At 31.2% G+C, this 17161-nt stretch carries 19 protein-coding genes; 7 read left to right on the top strand and 12 right to left on the bottom strand.

All coding sequences use genetic code 11. The features are described 5' to 3' along the window. Positions 1 to 190: 190 nt before the first annotated feature. The 5 genes from AC28QF_RS02965 to AC28QF_RS02945 form a co-directional block, all read right to left on the bottom strand. Entirely contained in the window at positions 191 to 427 is a 237-nt protein-coding gene (locus AC28QF_RS02965; RefSeq protein WP_218771730.1) for a NifU family protein, read from the bottom strand. Between the two features lie 10 nt (positions 428 to 437). Continuing rightward, entirely contained in the window at positions 438 to 1568 is a 1131-nt protein-coding gene (locus AC28QF_RS02960) for an Mrp/NBP35 family ATP-binding protein (RefSeq protein ID WP_488200846.1), read from the bottom strand. A 158-nt stretch (positions 1569 to 1726) separates the two neighbouring features. After that, complete coding sequence (locus AC28QF_RS02955) at positions 1727 to 2071, bottom strand: MGMT family protein (protein WP_488200847.1); 345 nt, start codon at positions 2069 to 2071, stop codon at positions 1727 to 1729. Between the two features lie 9 nt (positions 2072 to 2080). After that, positions 2081 to 2752: a tRNA (guanosine(46)-N7)-methyltransferase TrmB gene (gene trmB / locus AC28QF_RS02950; protein ID WP_488200848.1), complete on the bottom strand. Its 672-nt coding sequence runs from the start codon at positions 2750 to 2752 to the stop codon at positions 2081 to 2083. Between the two features lie 12 nt (positions 2753 to 2764). Continuing rightward, entirely contained in the window at positions 2765 to 2983 is a 219-nt protein-coding gene (locus AC28QF_RS02945; protein ID WP_488200849.1) for a DUF6341 family protein, read from the bottom strand. Positions 2984 to 3025: 42 nt separating this feature from the next. On the opposite strand from AC28QF_RS02945, the gene AC28QF_RS02940 reads away from it, so the two are divergent. Beyond that, on the top strand, positions 3026 to 3928 hold the full coding sequence (locus AC28QF_RS02940; RefSeq protein WP_488200850.1) for a DUF6427 family protein: 903 nt from the start codon (positions 3026 to 3028) through the stop codon (positions 3926 to 3928). Between the two features lie 2 nt (positions 3929 to 3930). Here the strand turns inward: AC28QF_RS02940 and upp are convergent, their stop codons facing one another. Next, entirely contained in the window at positions 3931 to 4584 is a 654-nt protein-coding gene (upp, locus tag AC28QF_RS02935; RefSeq protein ID WP_488200851.1) for a uracil phosphoribosyltransferase, read from the bottom strand. 39 nt (positions 4585 to 4623) lie between these two features. Continuing rightward, on the bottom strand, positions 4624 to 5403 hold the full coding sequence (locus AC28QF_RS02930; RefSeq protein ID WP_488200852.1) for an alpha/beta fold hydrolase: 780 nt from the start codon (positions 5401 to 5403) through the stop codon (positions 4624 to 4626). A 42-nt stretch (positions 5404 to 5445) separates the two neighbouring features. Between AC28QF_RS02930 and AC28QF_RS02925 the strand changes: the two genes are divergently transcribed. Together AC28QF_RS02925 and brnQ are read left to right on the top strand one after the other, a co-directional pair. Continuing rightward, positions 5446 to 6003, top strand: coding sequence for a hypothetical protein (locus AC28QF_RS02925; RefSeq protein WP_488202408.1), 558 nt, complete (start codon positions 5446 to 5448; stop codon positions 6001 to 6003). After that, positions 5996 to 7273 (top strand): branched-chain amino acid transport system II carrier protein, encoded by a 1278-nt coding sequence (gene brnQ / locus AC28QF_RS02920; protein WP_488200854.1) that lies wholly within the window; start codon positions 5996 to 5998, stop codon positions 7271 to 7273. The genes AC28QF_RS02925 and brnQ overlap by 8 nt, the downstream gene beginning before the upstream one ends. A 35-nt stretch (positions 7274 to 7308) precedes the next feature. On the opposite strand, the gene AC28QF_RS02915 is transcribed toward brnQ, so the two are convergent. From AC28QF_RS02915 to AC28QF_RS02905, 3 genes are all read right to left on the bottom strand, one after another. Then, positions 7309 to 7812: a DUF3575 domain-containing protein gene (locus AC28QF_RS02915; protein ID WP_488200855.1), complete on the bottom strand. Its 504-nt coding sequence runs from the start codon at positions 7810 to 7812 to the stop codon at positions 7309 to 7311. A gap of 220 nt (positions 7813 to 8032) precedes the next feature. Beyond that, the gene (gene feoB, locus AC28QF_RS02910; protein ID WP_488200856.1) at positions 8033 to 10138 is read right to left on the bottom strand and encodes a ferrous iron transport protein B; all 2106 of its coding nucleotides are present in this window, start codon (positions 10136 to 10138) and stop codon (positions 8033 to 8035) included. A 3-nt stretch (positions 10139 to 10141) separates the two neighbouring features. Next, on the bottom strand, positions 10142 to 10366 hold the full coding sequence (locus AC28QF_RS02905) for a FeoA family protein (RefSeq protein ID WP_218771742.1): 225 nt from the start codon (positions 10364 to 10366) through the stop codon (positions 10142 to 10144). Positions 10367 to 10489: 123 nt separating this feature from the next. Here AC28QF_RS02905 and AC28QF_RS02900 point away from each other — a divergent pair, with 123 nt between their 5' ends. From AC28QF_RS02900 to AC28QF_RS02890, 3 genes are read left to right on the top strand one after another with little or no spacing between them, the layout of a single operon-like run. Continuing rightward, positions 10490 to 11641: a DNA polymerase III subunit gene (locus AC28QF_RS02900; protein ID WP_488200857.1), complete on the top strand. Its 1152-nt coding sequence runs from the start codon at positions 10490 to 10492 to the stop codon at positions 11639 to 11641. Positions 11642 to 11691: 50 nt separating this feature from the next. Next, the gene (locus AC28QF_RS02895; RefSeq protein ID WP_488200858.1) at positions 11692 to 13104 is read left to right on the top strand and encodes a sensor histidine kinase; all 1413 of its coding nucleotides are present in this window, start codon (positions 11692 to 11694) and stop codon (positions 13102 to 13104) included. Between the two features lie 48 nt (positions 13105 to 13152). Further along, complete coding sequence (locus tag AC28QF_RS02890) at positions 13153 to 13932, top strand: enoyl-CoA hydratase/isomerase family protein (protein WP_488200859.1); 780 nt, start codon at positions 13153 to 13155, stop codon at positions 13930 to 13932. 193 nt (positions 13933 to 14125) lie between these two features. On the opposite strand, the gene AC28QF_RS02885 is transcribed toward AC28QF_RS02890, so the two are convergent. Both AC28QF_RS02885 and AC28QF_RS02880 read right to left on the bottom strand, forming a co-directional pair. Beyond that, on the bottom strand, positions 14126 to 14782 hold the full coding sequence (locus AC28QF_RS02885; RefSeq protein ID WP_488200860.1) for an HD domain-containing protein: 657 nt from the start codon (positions 14780 to 14782) through the stop codon (positions 14126 to 14128). A gap of 61 nt (positions 14783 to 14843) precedes the next feature. Beyond that, positions 14844 to 15851, bottom strand: a complete 1008-nt coding sequence (locus AC28QF_RS02880) for an aspartate-semialdehyde dehydrogenase (RefSeq protein ID WP_488200861.1) — start codon at positions 15849 to 15851, stop codon at positions 14844 to 14846. Between the two features lie 217 nt (positions 15852 to 16068). On the opposite strand from AC28QF_RS02880, the gene trhO reads away from it, so the two are divergent. Further along, positions 16069 to 17100: an oxygen-dependent tRNA uridine(34) hydroxylase TrhO gene (gene trhO / locus AC28QF_RS02875; protein ID WP_488200862.1), complete on the top strand. Its 1032-nt coding sequence runs from the start codon at positions 16069 to 16071 to the stop codon at positions 17098 to 17100. The last annotated feature ends 61 nt before the right edge of the window (positions 17101 to 17161 follow it).

Raw genomic sequence — 17161 nt, 5'->3', positions numbered from 1 at the left:
ATATTTTCTTTTTTATACTGATATTCCTGTCTTCAAAAAAAGACAGGAATATATGCGTTAGTGATTGAGCGGCTTGTTTGAGCTCTTTTTAAAATATTTTTCTATTTTTAAAAAAGCGAGTAGCGAAAGCGCGCTCGAACGCCCAAAAATAATAAGTTTGCAGTTATTAAAACCTGATAAAAATCAAGTTTTAAGCTACATTAATTACTTCTTCTATTGATGGAACATATTTTTTTATGGTTGCCTCAACGCCATTTTTTAGCGTCATTTGATTTACTGTACAACCACTACAAGCTCCTTCTAACTGAACTTTTACTTTATTATTTTCAATAGATAATAACTTTATGTTTCCTCCATCACTTATTAAAAAGGGACGAATTTCTTCTAAAGCTTTTTCTACGTTATCTTTTATTTCTGTTGCTGTCATAATTTTTTAATTATTTGGTACTACAACCACTCATCGTAGTAATACGAACTACTTCGGTAGCTGGCAAATTAGCATTTCTTTTTAATAATTGAGAAACCATTTCTTTGGTTACATCTGTAAATGCTTTTTGTAAAGGAGTGTTTTCTTGTAATGCCACTGGATGACCTACATCACCTGCTTCACGAATACTTTGCACTAATGGTATTTCACCTAAAAAACTAGTTTCGATATCTTTAGCTAAATTCTTAGCACCACCTTTACCAAAAATGTAATATTTATTTTCTGGTAATTCTTCTGGTGTAAAATACGCCATGTTTTCTACGATACCTAATACTGGTACATTAATACTTTCTTGCTTAAACATTGCAACACCTTTTTTAGCATCGGCTAAAGCAATGTTTTGCGGTGTACTTACCACTACGGCTCCGTTAATTGGCACTGCTTGTACGATTGATAAATGTACATCTCCTGTTCCTGGAGGTAAATCTATTAGTAAGAAATCTAATTCTCCCCAATCTGCATCAAAAATTAATTGATTTAATGCTTTTGAAGCCATTGGCCCACGCCAAATTACTGCTTGATTAGGATCTGTAAAAAATCCTAGAGATAATAATTTTACACCGTAATTTTCAACAGGTCTCATTTTAGAACGCCCGTCTACCTTTACTGCTAAAGGCTTTTCTTTTTCAACATCAAACATTATGTGTTGAGATGGCCCATAAACATCAGCATCTAAAACACCAACTTTAAAGCCCATTTTAGCTAAAGATACTGCCATGTTAGAGGTAATGGTAGATTTACCTACACCTCCTTTACCCGACGCTATTGCTATAATATTTTGAATATTAGGAATTGATTTTCCTTTTATTTCATTCGGATTTTCCTTTTCCTTTACCTCAACTTTTACATTCACCTTTACATCGATTGCTTTATCAACATTTTCGTGAATTGCTTTCGTAATTTCTACTTCTGCCTTCTTTTTAGCTTGTAAAGATGGGTTAGAAATTGTTACATCAACAATAACTTCGTTACCAAAAGTAACGATGTTTTTTATGTTTTCGTTTTCAACTAAACTCTTACCTTCTCCTGGTGCTGTTATAGTTTCTAACGCTTTGTATATATCTTGTTTTTTAAAACTCATTAGAGTGTTTAATTAAATTAATTAATACCTAGTTGCAAAGATACGTTTTAGGCGTCAGAAAATAAAGGGAGTTAGATTGTGATTCTTTATGAAGTGATAATTCTATTTTATGAAGTGTTTTTAATCAAAAAACCGAGATAAACGCCCTTATTTACAAGCTAAAGCTCTTCTTCAGGTGGCAGTTCGTTTAACGGACTCCAAAAAACAATTTTAAAATCTTGTATTTGACTTTCAATTACAACAATGCCTTCATTTTCTAAAAGCTGTTGCATTAAGTTTGTGCCATCGAAATGTTGCTTTCCCGTGAGTAGGCCAATTCGGTTTACTACTCTATGAGCCGGTATATTTTTAGAATGAGAATTATTCATTGCCCAACCAACCATTCTTGCAGATCTTGCAGCACCTAGATAAGTTGCAATAGCACCATAACTAGTTACTCGTCCGTACGGAATTAGCTTTGCTACTTCGTAAACTCTTTCGAAAAAATTTTGATTTTTACTCACCGAGTAAAATTAGTAATTTAATTTAAATCGGATATAGGTAATTGGCTTTCCTACTTCTAAATATTGTTTTTCGTAGAAAGTTTGGGTAGAAGTTACTTCTTCTGGCGCGCCTTCGTTTTTATACACGTTATGATTTGCGTGTATAATCTCATGACCTTCACCGTGTAACAAACCTAAAGTATAACCGTGCATAAATTCGCTATCGGTTTTTAGGTTCATGATTCCGTCTTCTTTTAAAATATGATCATACCTTTTTAAGAATGCTGTATTGGTCATTCTATGCTTTGTACGTTGGTATTTTATTTGTGGATCTGGGAATGTTATCCAAATTTCATCAACTTCATTTTCAGCAAAAATGTAATCTACCAATTCTATTTGTGTTCTAATAAAGGCAACATTTTGCATATCGTTTTCTATTGCAGTTTTTGCACCACGCCAAAAACGAGCTCCTTTAATATCAATACCAATAAAATTTTTACCTGGATTTTTCTCTGCCAAAGCAATCGTATACTCTCCTTTACCACATCCCAACTCTAAAACAATTGGATTGTCGTTTTTAAAAAAAGTATGCCATTTTCCTTTTAAAGAAAAATCACCAACTACTTCTTCTCTTGTAGGCTGAAGTACGTTAGCAAACGTTTCATTTTCTTTGAAACGTTTTAATTTATTTTTGCTTCCCAATGTGTATCTAAATTAAGCTTTATCTTCAGTTCCTTCTTTTAAGAAAGTTGCCGATTGCCACATCCAATACCCAAATAAAACGATTAACACCAATACAAATAGCCAGTTTACAGCATTTGATGTCCACCATCCTAAATCTCCTTTTGCAACTTCTAGTCGCAACCATTTGAATGGGATTAAAATGTACTGAAATAATTCTCCAATTAATCTAAAAATATTTAATCCTAACATAACTTGATTATCTTTACGCTTGCAAAAGTATAAAAAGAAACCATGTTAGCCAATTTTTTCGGTAAATCAAAACCTGTAAATTTTATAGTGCTGTTTGCACTGTTTTTAATTTACTTTTCTTTCAGCTTATTTTCTAAAGAATTATCTCTTAATCTCTTTAAAGAATTACTTGGATTTATTGTTGTTTTTTCTATTTTCAACTTTATTCTTGCTAAAAATCAATTAACTTTTGATAATTCTTTTGCTTTTTTATTTTTTGTAATACTTATTGGTTTTTTTCCTGATGTAATAATTATTAATAGTACTTTTTATGCTTGCTTAACTGTTTTACTTTTTTTACGTAAAGTATATAGCTTACAGTCTCAAAAAAACACTCTTCATAAATTATTTGATGGTGGGTTATGGCTAGGTATTTCTTTCTTAATAGAACCATATACTGCCTTATTTGCCGTATTATTATATATTTCTATATATCTACATCAACAATACACTTATCAAACACTTTTAACGCCTTTAATCGGTTTTGGAAGCGTAGTTTTTTTATTTTTTACCTATTGTTTTTGGTATAATAAGGTGAGTGATTTTTACCTTCTTTTCAACTGGAGTTTTCACTACGATTTTAATCTGTACCTGAGTCCCAAGTATTTATTTCAGAATATATTTATTGCTGTTTTAGTTATTGCTGCAATTGTTTTAAAAAGTCCTAAGGCACTGGCAGTACTTAATGCTTTTAGAAAAAACTGGATTTTAACTCTTATTCACCTAATAATTTCTTTACTAATTATCCTCTTAATGAGTAACAAAGCTAGTAGCGAATTATTATTCGTGTTTTTTCCTGTAGCGGTAATATTAGCAAACGGGCTAGAATTATATCAACACAAATGGATTGGAAATGTATTATTGTTACTATTTTTAGCTATATCGATTATAACAAATTTTATATAAGGCTACATTTTAGCGCCAAAAGCCAAATCACCTGCATCTCCTAAACCAGGAACTATATATCCTTTATCATTTAACCCTTCGTCAATATCTGCTATCCATAAATTGGTGTCTTTAGGAAAAAAATCCTCGATATATCTTACGCCTTCTGCTGAACCGATTACTGATACTATTTCAATTTTTTTTGGTGTCCCGTATTTTTTAATTGCATCATAAACCGCAACTATAGATCTACCTGTAGCTAACATAGGATCAACTAATAATAATGTTTTATCATCTATTGACGGTGAGGCGAAATACTCAACAACAATCTCAAATTCTTCATCGTTATTTGGATGATGACGATATGCTGAAATAAAGGCATTTTCCGCATCATCAAAGTAATTTAACAATCCGTTATGCAATGGCAATCCTGCTCTAAGAATTGAACATAAAATTACATCGTTAACTGGGTTTTCTATAGATTTTGTACCTAAAGGTGTTTTAATCTCTTTGTTTTCAAAAGATAATTTTTTACTTAATTCATACCCTAAAATCTCACCTATTCGCTCAATATTTCTACGAAAACGCATAGAATCTTTCTGAATATCTACATTTCTTATTTCTGCTAAAAATTTATTTAAAATAGATTTTTTGGTCGCTAGTTGATGAATTTTCATAAGTATCTTTTTTTTACACTGCAAAGAAACAGAAAATATTTAGCCTTTAATAAATTTCTTTAGACTAGCTATTAATTCATCCCTATCTTCTACATGACTCATATGCCCTCCTGATAATCTTATTAAAGGTGTTTTTGTTCGCTTTGCCTCATTAACAATCGAATTAAAACTTATTACAGGGTCATTTTCACCTGCAATTATCAATCTTTTAGCAACAGTTTGTAAAACAGCTTCTTTATTTTCTCTTAATTGCATTCCTTTTGTTGCTGCAATATATCCCTGAACAGAAGTTTGTAAGGCTTCTTTTTTTATCTGTGCTATTTCTGAAGTAAAAACTGCTTTAGTTTCGGTTACAAATAAATTTGAGATAGACATTTTTACTAAATTACTATAATTCGTTTTCGCCATTTCACTTACTCTCGTACGTAACTCTTTTCGCGCTTCAGAATCTGCTTGTGCAGATGAATTTAACAAACACAATCCCTTTATATTTTCTAAATATTTTTCTGCAAACGCTAGGGAAACATAGCCTCCCATTGAATGACTAATTATATAAAATTTTCTAAGTCGTAAAAAAGTTAAAACTTCTTTCACTGCTTCTGCCATATCGTTCATCGTATGAACATACCCTATACAGTCTGATTTTCCATGACCCAAAAGATCAATACAAATTACTCTATTTGTTTTAGATAGCTCTTTTACTACGCTACTCCACATAGTCGCGTTTTCTAAAAAACCATGAAGCAAAACTATCGTAGTTCCTTTTCCAACATCTAAATATGCTATTTTACTATTTTTGTAACTGATAAAGTTCTGCATCCTGCAAAAATATGTATCTTTCGCTTGTATTTTTATAAAATTATGTTAACCTCCCCTTTTTATTTATTAGATAGTAAAACCGAAAAAAAAGTTACTATTTTTTTAGCCATTATGACTTTTTGTATTGGATATGCGATGCTAAGCATTGATTATTTTTTAATTAATGATGTTTGTGAAAACGGAATTATATCTTTTGAGTTAGCTAAAGATATTCGCATATCTCAAGCTATTCTTAATTCTTGGGATGCAAATGCAAAAATTAATGCAGGTATAAGCTTAGGTATTGATTTTTTATTTTTAACTATTTATCTAGTCTTAATAGCGTTGTTAATTCACAAACTCAATAAAATACTTTGGCGCGGAAAACCATTTTATATAGTTGGACTTGTCTTATTGTTTTCTCAATTTTTTACCGCCTGTTTTGATGCTATTGAAAACATAGGATTGATACATATATTATTAGGCAGTACTGATAAAAATTTAGCTTTAATGGCTTACTACCTTGCTTTTATGAAATTTACATTAATTGCTATTGCTCTTTTTTATCTATTTATAAATTTCATCATTTATATAATTACAAACACGAATAAGAATGAATAAGACTAAGGATATATACATTACAGGATTTGCTTTGTTTTCTATGTTTTTTGGAGCAGGAAACTTAATTTTACCTCCTTTTTTAGGTAAAAATGCTGGTGATTTATGGAGTTGGGTTACAATTGGTTTTTTTATTACCGCAGTATTCATTCCTATATTAGGAATTATAGCACACGCCAAATTACAAGGTACCATGTACGACTTTGCTAAAAAAGTATCCCCTACTTTTAGCCTTATATATTGTTTTGTTATTTACGCAATTTGTATTGCGTTACCAGCACCAAGAACAGCTTCGGTCACTCATGAAATGGCTATTGCACCTTATTTTAGTGCTATTAGTTCTTTAATTACAAGTAGTATTTACTTCGGATTTGTTTTTTTGTTTGCCATGAACCGATCTAAAATACTAAATCTTATAGGTAAGTTCTTAACTCCTCTTATAATATGCATGCTACTTTCTATTATTTTTATTGGGATTTTTACCGCTCCAGATGCCATAAACACAAGCACACTTAAAACACCTTTTGTTGATGGTTTATTAGAGGGGTATCAAACTTTCGATGCCATTGCTTCGATAGTAGTAGGTGGTGTTTTGGTGATCTCTATGAATTTTAACAAAAAAGCATCTTTTAACTACAAAAAAGAACTGATTACTAAAGCTGGATTTATTGCTGGTTTAGGGCTGTTAATTATTTATGCAGGCCTTATTTATAATGGTGTTTTGTTTAGCTCAACTTTTACTGAAGGGTCTAATAGAACAGAGATTTTAAAGTCATTAAGCAACCAAACTTTAGGAAATATAGGTAGTGTTTTCTTAAGTATTTTAGTTGCCTTAGCTTGTTTTACTACTGCTGTAGGAATTATTACTGGTACTGCTGATTATTTTAAAGGAATTAGTAACAACTCTCAAAAAGTGTTTACAATTACCGCGGTAATTGGATGTATTCTTGGGGTTTTAGTTGGTCAGTTTGATGTAACTTATATTATAAACATTGCACTACCAATATTAATGTTTATTTACCCAATAACAATTATTTTAATTATTTTAAATGTACTTTCAAACAAGTACACATCTAACATCGTTTTTAAAATAGTGGTACTCGTTACATTTATATTCAGTATCCCTGATTTTTTAGGATTCATTATTCCTGGTGCATACTTAACAACTATTAAAAACTTTATTCCCTTAGCCAATTATAGTTTAGGTTGGGTTATACCAGCCTGTATAAGTTTTATTTTAGCTAATGTTATACAAACAAAAAAGCTTGCATAATGCAAGCTTTCTAATCATTTCATTTCAGTTTTACACTAAAATCTATATCCTACATTAACACCAACTCTTGGCACTACAGAGCGCGATTCTGAAGAAAACATATTTCTTCCTAAACCTGCATAAACATCAATAACAAAACCTCCTGATGATACGTATTTAGAACCGATAGCAATACCTAAAGCTCCATCTGTATATTCTTTATACTGTTTTGTTTCACTTCCTTCTATTTTAATTTCTTTTTCACCTGTATTAATCCCCATAAAAACTTCACCAAAATAATTCCAGTTACTATTATTTGTAAAGTAATGACGAAAATAAGGTGTAATCATTAGCTCTTCATTGTATCTAAAATCCGATGATTTTTTCTCGAAATTAAACAAGGCCGAAATACCTATAGATGATTGCTCACTAGTATAATATTCGTAAGAAACCTCTACTGTTTTTAATGCCAGGGCATCTAATATATCTACTTTTACCTCTTGTTGCGCTTGTGCAAATGAACTGATAAAAATAACAGCTATTAAAAATACTTTTTTCATATTTAAATTTTATATCAATTATAGATGCAGATTAAACATCAATTATAATACCACAAACATACATTAATTACATAAAGTGTTACAAACAAAAATATATTATTTTGTTCTTAAGAACAGTTACAGTCTGTACTACAACCTTTGTTGCTTTTTTTAATAAAAAACTTTTTTACTAAAAAAAACACTGCTAAACCGACTATGATATACGTAATAATTTCTTGCATTAACTTAAAATTTGATATGCTATAAATGCCGTTAAATATGCCAATGCTCCCATACCTATAAGTTGTATTATTGGCCATTTCCAACTTTTTGTTTCTCTTTTTACGATAGCTAAAGTTGCCATACACTGCATTGCAAAGGCATAAAACAATAACAATGATGTTCCGGTAGCAAAATTGTATCGTTTTTCACCCGTTTCACGGTTTATTTCGGCCGCCATCTTTTGTTTAATTGTCGAAATATTTTCATCATCATTTTCAACACTATAAATTGTTGCTAACGTACCAATAAACACTTCTCTTGCTGCAAATGAAGCTATTAAACCAACTCCTATTTTCCAATCGTAACCTAATGGTTTCACGGCAGGTTCTATTGCTTTACCTGCTATACCGATATAAGAGTTTTCTAATTTAGCGGATGCGATTTTTTGTGATAATTCAGCTGCTGATAATTGTTGATTTGCAACATTCTCTATTACATTCTTCTCTGCATTCTCAAAGGCTGATGGCCCGTTCGAAGCTAAAAACCATAATACAATTGAGATGGCTAAAATTATTTTCCCAGCTCCGAAAACAAAGGCTTTTGTTTTTTCTAACACATCAAAAAATACGTTTTTGGCCGAAGGAAGCTTGTAATTAGGCATTTCTACTACGAAAAACGAAGTGTTATTTACTTTTAATGTTTTATGTAAAATGTAAGCACCTATTATTGCTGCTGCAAATCCTATAAAATATAACCCTAATAGGGTTAATCCTTGTAAACTTAATATTCCGAATATTTTGGTGTTAGGAATAATCAAGGCTATTAAAATAGCATATACAGGTAAACGTGCCGAGCAGGTTGTAAAAGGTGTTACTAAAATGGTTATTAATCGTTCCTTCCAGCTAGAAATAGTTCGTGTTGCCATTATTGCGGGTATTGCACATGCAGTACCAGAAATTAACGGAATTACACTTTTACCGCTCATTCCAAAACGACGCATAATTTTATCCATCAAAAAAACGACTCTGCTCATATAACCAGTTTCTTCTAGAATGGCTATAAATAAAAACAGAATGGCTATTTGCGGAATAAAAATAACAACACCACCTATTCCCGGAATAATTCCCTCCGTTAATAAATCTGTAAACATACCAGCAGGTAAGTTTGTTTTGGTAAAATCAGCAATGTTTGCAAATAAGTCATCTATTAAATCCATTGGTGTTGACGCCCAATCGAAAACGGATTGAAAAATCAACAATAATAATCCGAAGAAAATAATATAACCGAATATTTTGTGTGTAAAAACACGATCTAACTTTGCACGTAAATCCGTTGCTTTAGAGGCGTCAACTTTATATGTTTTATTTAAAATCGAATTTATTTTCTGATAACGATAAATTGTTTCTTTATGCTGATATTTTTTTTGCTTAACACCTGAGTCGTTAAAAAACAGTAACTGTTCTTTTTCTTTATCAGAAAGCAAAGAAATATGCTGCTTTGTAAGCATCATCCATAATTCATATGATGAAAAACTTGGACTTATTTTTTCTAGCTTACTAAAATAATCTTTATCTATTTTAGTAGAAATCTCATTAAAATTAGAGTGGGGTTTTAATAGGCTATAATTCTCAATTTCTTTTTTTACGTCGTTTATTCCTTCGTTTTTTCTAGCAGATATTAAAACTACTTTTGTGTGTAGTTCTTTTTCTAAACTCTCTATATCTATTAAAATACCTTTACGCAGCATTTGATCTGCCATATTTAAGGCTAAAATCGTGGGTATTTCTAAATCTTGAATTTGAGAAAAGAGTAATAAATTTCGCTTTAAATTCTCTACATCTGCAACCACTACAATTACATCTGGCTTTTCATCTTCCCGAGAACTTAAAAGGGTTTTTAAAACAATACTTTCATCAATAGAGGTTGGATTGATACTGTATGTTCCTGGTAAATCGGTAATAATTGCAGTGTTTATACCTGACAACTTACAGGTTCCTTGCTTTTTATCGACCGTTACACCAGGGTAATTACCAACTTTTTGGTTTAAACCCGTTAATTGGTTAAATAATGATGTTTTTCCCGTGTTTGGGTTTCCAACCAAAGCTACTTTAATACGCTTATCCATCAATTATATTTTGGTAATTACAATTTTACTTGCCGTTTCTTTGCGTATCGCCAAGTGACTGCCGTTTACACAAATGTATAACGGATCTTTAAAGGGAGCTATTTGTAATAACTCTACTTCTGTTCCTGGTAAGCAACCCATTTCTAATAGTTTTAAAGGAATAACATCTAAACACTGTTCTGATATAATTCCCCTTTCTCCGAGCTGTAAATTTGCGATTGAATTCAAATGACACGTATAAATTGGGTCACAAATATACTAAAATAGAACCATTCTAAACAATTAGCCCTAAACAATCTGTTGTTTCTTTTTATTGGTTGTTCTCTGTATTTGAAATCTTATATTTGTTGCATGACTTTCGATAAAATTATAGGACAGGAACATATTAAAAAGCATTTACAGCAATCGGCTGAGAATAACCGAATTCCGCATGCGCAACTTTTTGTTGGTAAAGAAGGTTCTGGTACTTTGCCTATGGCGATTGCTTATGCTCAATATTTATTATGTAAATCATCAAGCAACGAAGAGGCCTGTAATATAAAATGTAATAAATTACAACATCCCGATTTACATTTTGCCTTTCCTGTAACCACAAACGATGCTGTAAAAAAACATCCTGTTAGTAATTTATTTTTAAATGATTGGAGAAGTTTTATAGAAACGCAACCTTACGGAAGCATTTTCGACTGGTCTAAACATATTGGTGTAGAAAATAAACAAGGTCAAATAGGTGTTGATGAAGCCTTAGATATTGTTAAAAAACTACAATTAAAATCTTACGAAGGCGGTTTTAAAATAATGATTATTTGGATGGCTGAAAAAATGAACATTGCAGCTTCTAATAAATTACTAAAATTGATTGAAGAGCCGCCAAACAAAACCATTTTCTTATTAATTACTGAAGATGAAGAGCAAATTATAAACACCATAAAATCTCGCTGTCAAGCATTAAATTTCCCTTCTTTAAGTGATGCCGATATTGCAAACACTTTAGTTAAAAACGAGAATGTTGCAGAAAATGAAGCTATAAAAATAGCGCATCAATCTGAAGGAAATTACAACAAAGCATTGCATATATTAAACAACAACTCTAATGATTTAATTTTTGAAGAATGGTTTATTACATGGATTCGTGCCGCCTTTAAAGCCAAAGGAAACGCTGCTGTAATTCAGGATTTAATAAAATGGTCTGAAGCTATTGCTAAATCTGGAAGAGAAACACAAAAACAGTTTTTACAATACTGTTTGCAGTTTTTTAGGCAAGCGTTGCTATTAAATTACGGAACACCAGATTTAGTTTTCCTAGAAACAAAATCTGCTAATTTTCAATTAGAAAAATTTGCCCCTTTTATACACAGTACAAATATTTTAGTTATTGAAAAGGAAGTAAGTGAAGCTCAATACCATATTGAAAGAAATGGGAATGCTAAAATAATCTTATTAGATTTATCAATTAAATTAACTCGTCTTTTGCACACGAAGGAAGAAAAAATAGCACTATAAATTTGCCATACATTAAAAACATATCGCTACGGATTAGAATTTTTTTATCAATGATACTACTCGTATTGTTGGCTTCTATTTTAATTTTAATAGTCACCATATTTCAATACGGTGAACAAACAGATGATTATAATGTTTTACGATTCAATAGAAAAGAAAATGCTACAAAACACGATATAGAAATCGAGTTAAAACGCAAAACAACATACCCTATTACCACTAATAATTTAGCTAAAATATTTCAAGATCGTATTTATGATATTGCATATGTTCATAAACTTACGGTATCTATGTACGATATGGATGGAAATCTTTTAAAATCATCTATCCCCTATAATTTTGATAAAAAAGAAGGCGCTAATTTAGCCTTAGATATTATAAAAGAACTTGCTAATAATTCCGACCATAAAGTTATAAAAGACAGAGATGAAAACGGAATCACCTATCAATCGTCTTATACCTATATAAATGATACCAGGTTTAAACGAATTGGTATTTTAAAATTACAAATAGCACAAGATAATGAAGAGCAAGAAAAAGAGTTACGTGAATTTATATCGCGACTTTTATTAGTTTACCTCTTAATGTTTATTACTGCTATTTCATTGGCGTATTTTTTATCGAGTTATATTACGCGTTCTATTAAAACAATTTCAGAAAAAATTAAAGAAACTCGTTTAAATCAGCGAAATGAAAAAATTACGTTGAACTCTGCTAGTTCAGAAATAAATTCTTTGATTGATTCTTATAACAATATGATTGATCAATTAGAAGAAAGTGCTGTAAAACTTGCTAAAAGTGAACGTGAACAGGCCTGGAGAGAAATGGCCAAACAAGTAGCACATGAAATAAAAAATCCACTTACACCAATGCGTCTTTCCGTTCAAAGCTTCGAAAGAAGATTTAACCCAGAAGACCCGACCATAAAAGAAAAGTTATCTGAATACAGTGAAACATTAATTCAGCAAATTGATGTAATGAGCTCTATTGCTTCTGCTTTTTCAGACTTTGCAAAAATGCCAACACAACGTCGTGAAAGGTTAGATGTAGTTGATATTGTTAAACATTCTTTAGATATTTTCTCTGAAGATTACATACATTACATTCCGCAAGAAACCGAGCTATTTGCTAATTTAGATAAAACTCAATTAATTAGAATTTTAACTAATTTAATAAAAAATGCCACGCAAGCAATTGCAGAAAATGAAACTACTCCTAGAATTGAAGTAAAAGTAACTTCTGAAGGGAATAACGTTATTATTATAGTGTCTGATAACGGAAAAGGAATTACAGAACAAAATAAAGAATTAATTTTCGAACCTAAATTTACCACCAAAACAAGTGGAATGGGATTAGGTTTACCAATGATAAAAAATATAATTGAAGCATATGACGGCTCTATCAGTTTCACATCAACAGAAAACATAGGAACCGTTTTTACTGTTATTTTGCCTAAAACTTAAAAATTTACGCCTAGAGAATTTTCGACAGGCCTTAAAAACTTAAATCAAATGAATTTCGAAAACATCTTAGTGTCTATCACTAACCAATTAGCAACAATTACCATTAACAGACCAAAAAAGTTAAATGCTTTAAATAGCGCTACAATTGAAGAGTTAAGCACAGCTTTTGAAGACTTAGAAAATGATACAAATGTAAAAACAATTATTATTACCGGAAGTGGTGAAAAAGCATTTGTAGCTGGTGCTGATATTTCTGAATTTGCAAACTTCTCTGTAGAAGAAGGTGGTAGATTAGCTAGATTAGGACAAGAATCGTTATTTAATCTAGTAGAAAACTTATCAACTCCTGTAATTGCAGCTATAAATGGTTTTGCTCTTGGTGGCGGATTAGAATTAGCAATGGCTTGTCATTTTAGAGTAGCATCAGACAATGCTAAAATGGGTTTACCTGAAGTATCTTTAGGTGTAATTCCTGGTTATGGTGGTACACAACGCTTACCTCAATTAGTTGGTAAAGGAAAAGCGATGGAATTAATTATGACAGCAGGAATGATATCTGCCGAAGATGCTAAACAATGGGGATTAGTAAACCATGTAGTTTCTTTAGAAGAATTAATACCTTTAGCAGAAAAGTTAGCTAGTAAAATAATGCGCAATTCTTCTGTAGCGATTAGCGCAGCAATTAGAGCCGTAAATGACAATTTTAAAGACGGTGTAAATGGTTATGAAACCGAAATAGCTGAGTTTGGTGATTCTTTTAGTACAGACGATTTTAAAGAAGGAACAACCGCTTTTTTAGAAAAAAGAAAACCAAATTTTCCTGGATAACAAAAAAACAAGAGCAATAAAAAAGCATCTAGATCTCTAGATGCTTTTTTAACAATTTAGGGGATTGTTGTAATTAATAAAGGGGAATTATTAACTCTTAAGACAAATATATATTATTTTTAAAGACTCGCAACTTATATTGCGGTTTTTTTATTTAAAATAAAAATTAAATAAATTATTCTTAAAAAAAATACTATTTAACCCCATTAAATTCATCATAAAATTGCTGTAAAAAACCTTTCATATAAATGTGTCTTTTGTTCGCAATTTTTTTACCTGTTTTGGTATTCATCTTATCTTTTAAAAGTAATAACTTTTCATAAAAATGATTAATTGTTGGAGCTGTAGATTTTTTATACTCTTCTTTTGTCATACTCAAATTCGGAGCTATCTCAGGGTCATACAAAGCTCTATTTTTAAATCCTCCATAATTAAAGCAACGAGCAATTCCGATCGCACCAATCGCATCTAACCTATCTGCATCCTGAATCACACTTAGTTCTGGTGAGCTAAATTTTTCTCCACTTGCCAAACTTATTTTAAATGAAATAAATTGAATAATATTTTCAATATTTATAATAACCTCTTCGGTAACTTGCTCGCTTTCTAAAAACTCACGTGCCAACTTTGGCCCCACAGTTTCATCGCCATCATAAAACTTAGCATCAGCAATATCATGTAATAACGCACCTAGCGATACTATAAATTCATCAACATCTTCATCTTTGGCAATTAATAAAGCATTTTTATATACACGCTCTATATGAAACCAATCATGTCCACCCTCTGCACCTTGTAGTGTTTCTTTTACGAATGCTATGGTATTTGTAATTATTAGTTCTTTATTCATTTTCCAAAAATAAAAATCCTGTACTAATTAGCACAGGATTATATACATATAAAATTACATTTTAAACTGCAATCGATTTTTTAATCAAGTTATTAGCGACTAAATACTCAGCTATTTGTACCGTATTAGTTGCGGCTCCCTTACGAAGATTATCTGAAACAACCCAAAGATTTAAGGTGTTGTCTTGAGATTCATCTCTACGAATTCTACCTACAAAAACTTCATCTTTATTGTGTGCTGTTATTGGCATTGGATATAAATTATTAGCTACATCATCTTGCACTATAATTCCGGCAGTATTATTTAAGATTTCACGAACTTCTTTTAAATCGAAATCATTTTTAAACTGCACATTCACTGCTTCTGAATGTCCGCCTGCAGTAGGAATTCTAACCGCAGTGGCAGTAATAGAAAAAGAATCATCACGTAAAATTTTCTTTGGCTCTTTTACCAATTTCATTTCTTCCTTAGTGTATCCGTTTTCTAAAAAAACGTCACAATGTGGCAAAGCATTTCTTCCTATTTTATGAGGATAAGCCATTTCGCCTTCAATGCCAGCCTCTTCGTTATCTAATTGCTGAACAGCTTTTATACCGGTTCCTGAAACAGATTGATAGGTAGAAATTACCACACGCTTCATCATATATTTTTTATGCAAAGGCGCTAATGCCATTACTAACTGAATCGTAGAACAGTTAGGATTTGCTATAATTTTATCTTCTGATGTTAACACATCTCCGTTAATTTCAGGAACAACTAATTTTTTGGTCGGATCCATTCTCCAAGTAGAAGAATTATCAATTACCGTTGTACCAACTTCAGCAAACTTCGGAGCCCAAATTAAAGAAGTTTCACCTCCCGCAGAAAACAATGCCAAATCTGGCTTCATTTTAACGGCGGTCTCTAAACCAACAACAGTATATTCAGTTCCTTTAAAATCAATTTTATTACCTACTGAACGTTCAGAAGCAACAGGTATTAATTCTGTTACGCGAAAATTACGTTCTGCTAATATTTGTAACATTACATTACCTACCATTCCGGTGGCGCCAACAACTGCTACTCTCATTTTTTATTATTTAGTTGTGTTAATCAATAATACTACAAAGGTTTAAAAAAATTGAATTAGTTGTATCTGTTTTTATTGATATTTTTAGTTAAAGTTCAAAAAACATCAAATTGCAGTAAAAAGTGTGGTTTTAAACATTAAAAATCAAAAAAGGACTACATTTGCAAAGATTTTATAGAAATCACCACATATTTTGACTAACTAAAAAAAGTATAGCATGCAACTGTACAATAAGTTAAGCGCAAAAGAACGCGCTGCATTAATTGACGAAGCCGGTAAGGATCGTTTAACAATTTCTTTCTATCAATATTTTAAGATAGAAAATCCACAATTATTTAGAGATAAATTATTCCTAGAATGGAATGAATTAGAAGTTCTTGGTAGAATATACGTTTCTTACGAAGGAATTAACGCCCAAATGTCTGTTCCTGCGGATAATTTCTTACAACTGAAAGAGCAATTAGATGCTATTTCTTTTTTAAAAGATATTCGGTTAAATGTTGCGGTTGAACACGATAACAAATCATTTTTAAAGTTAAAAGTAAAGGTTCGTAACAAGATTGTAGCCGATGGTTTAAATGATGATACTTTTGATGTTACCGATAAAGGTGTGCATTTAAATGCTAAAGAATTTAATGAAATGTTAGCCAACCCAAACACTGTTTGTGTGGATATGCGTAATCATTACGAAAGTGAAATTGGGCATTTTGGTGGCGCAATTACTCCCGATGTAGATACTTTTCGAGATTCTTTAGATATTATTGAAGAAGATTTAAAAGACAACAAAGAAGATAAAAATTTATTGATGTATTGTACTGGCGGAATTCGTTGCGAAAAGGCTTCTGCATATTACAAACACAAAGGTTTTAAAAACGTTTTTCAGTTAGAAGGCGGAATTATAGAATACACACGTCAGGTAAAAGATGAAGGTGTTGAAAATAAATTTATTGGTAAAAATTTTGTTTTTGATCACAGAAGAGCAGAGCGCATTACAGATGATGTAGTTTCTAATTGTCATCAATGTGGCGAATCATCTGATGAGCATGTAAATTGTGAGAATCAAGCGTGTCACTTATTATTTATTCAATGTAAATCTTGTTCAGAGAAAATGAATACTTGTTGTTCTGACGAATGTAAAGAAATTGCTGCATTGCCTTTTGAAGAGCAAAAAGAACTTCGTAGAGGAAAAGGAAATAGTAATAAAATTTTCAAAAAAGGAAGATCTGAAGTCCTAAAGTTTAAGAAATAAATCAATTTAAAAGCGCTCTTTCGAGTGCTTTTTCTTTTTAAATGAGTAATTTCATCTTCTA

The organism is Tenacibaculum sp. M1.3A (genome assembly GCF_057732375.1).
The sequence above is the reverse complement of the archived record's forward strand: the minus strand, read 5'-3'. Positions and strand labels throughout refer to the sequence as shown.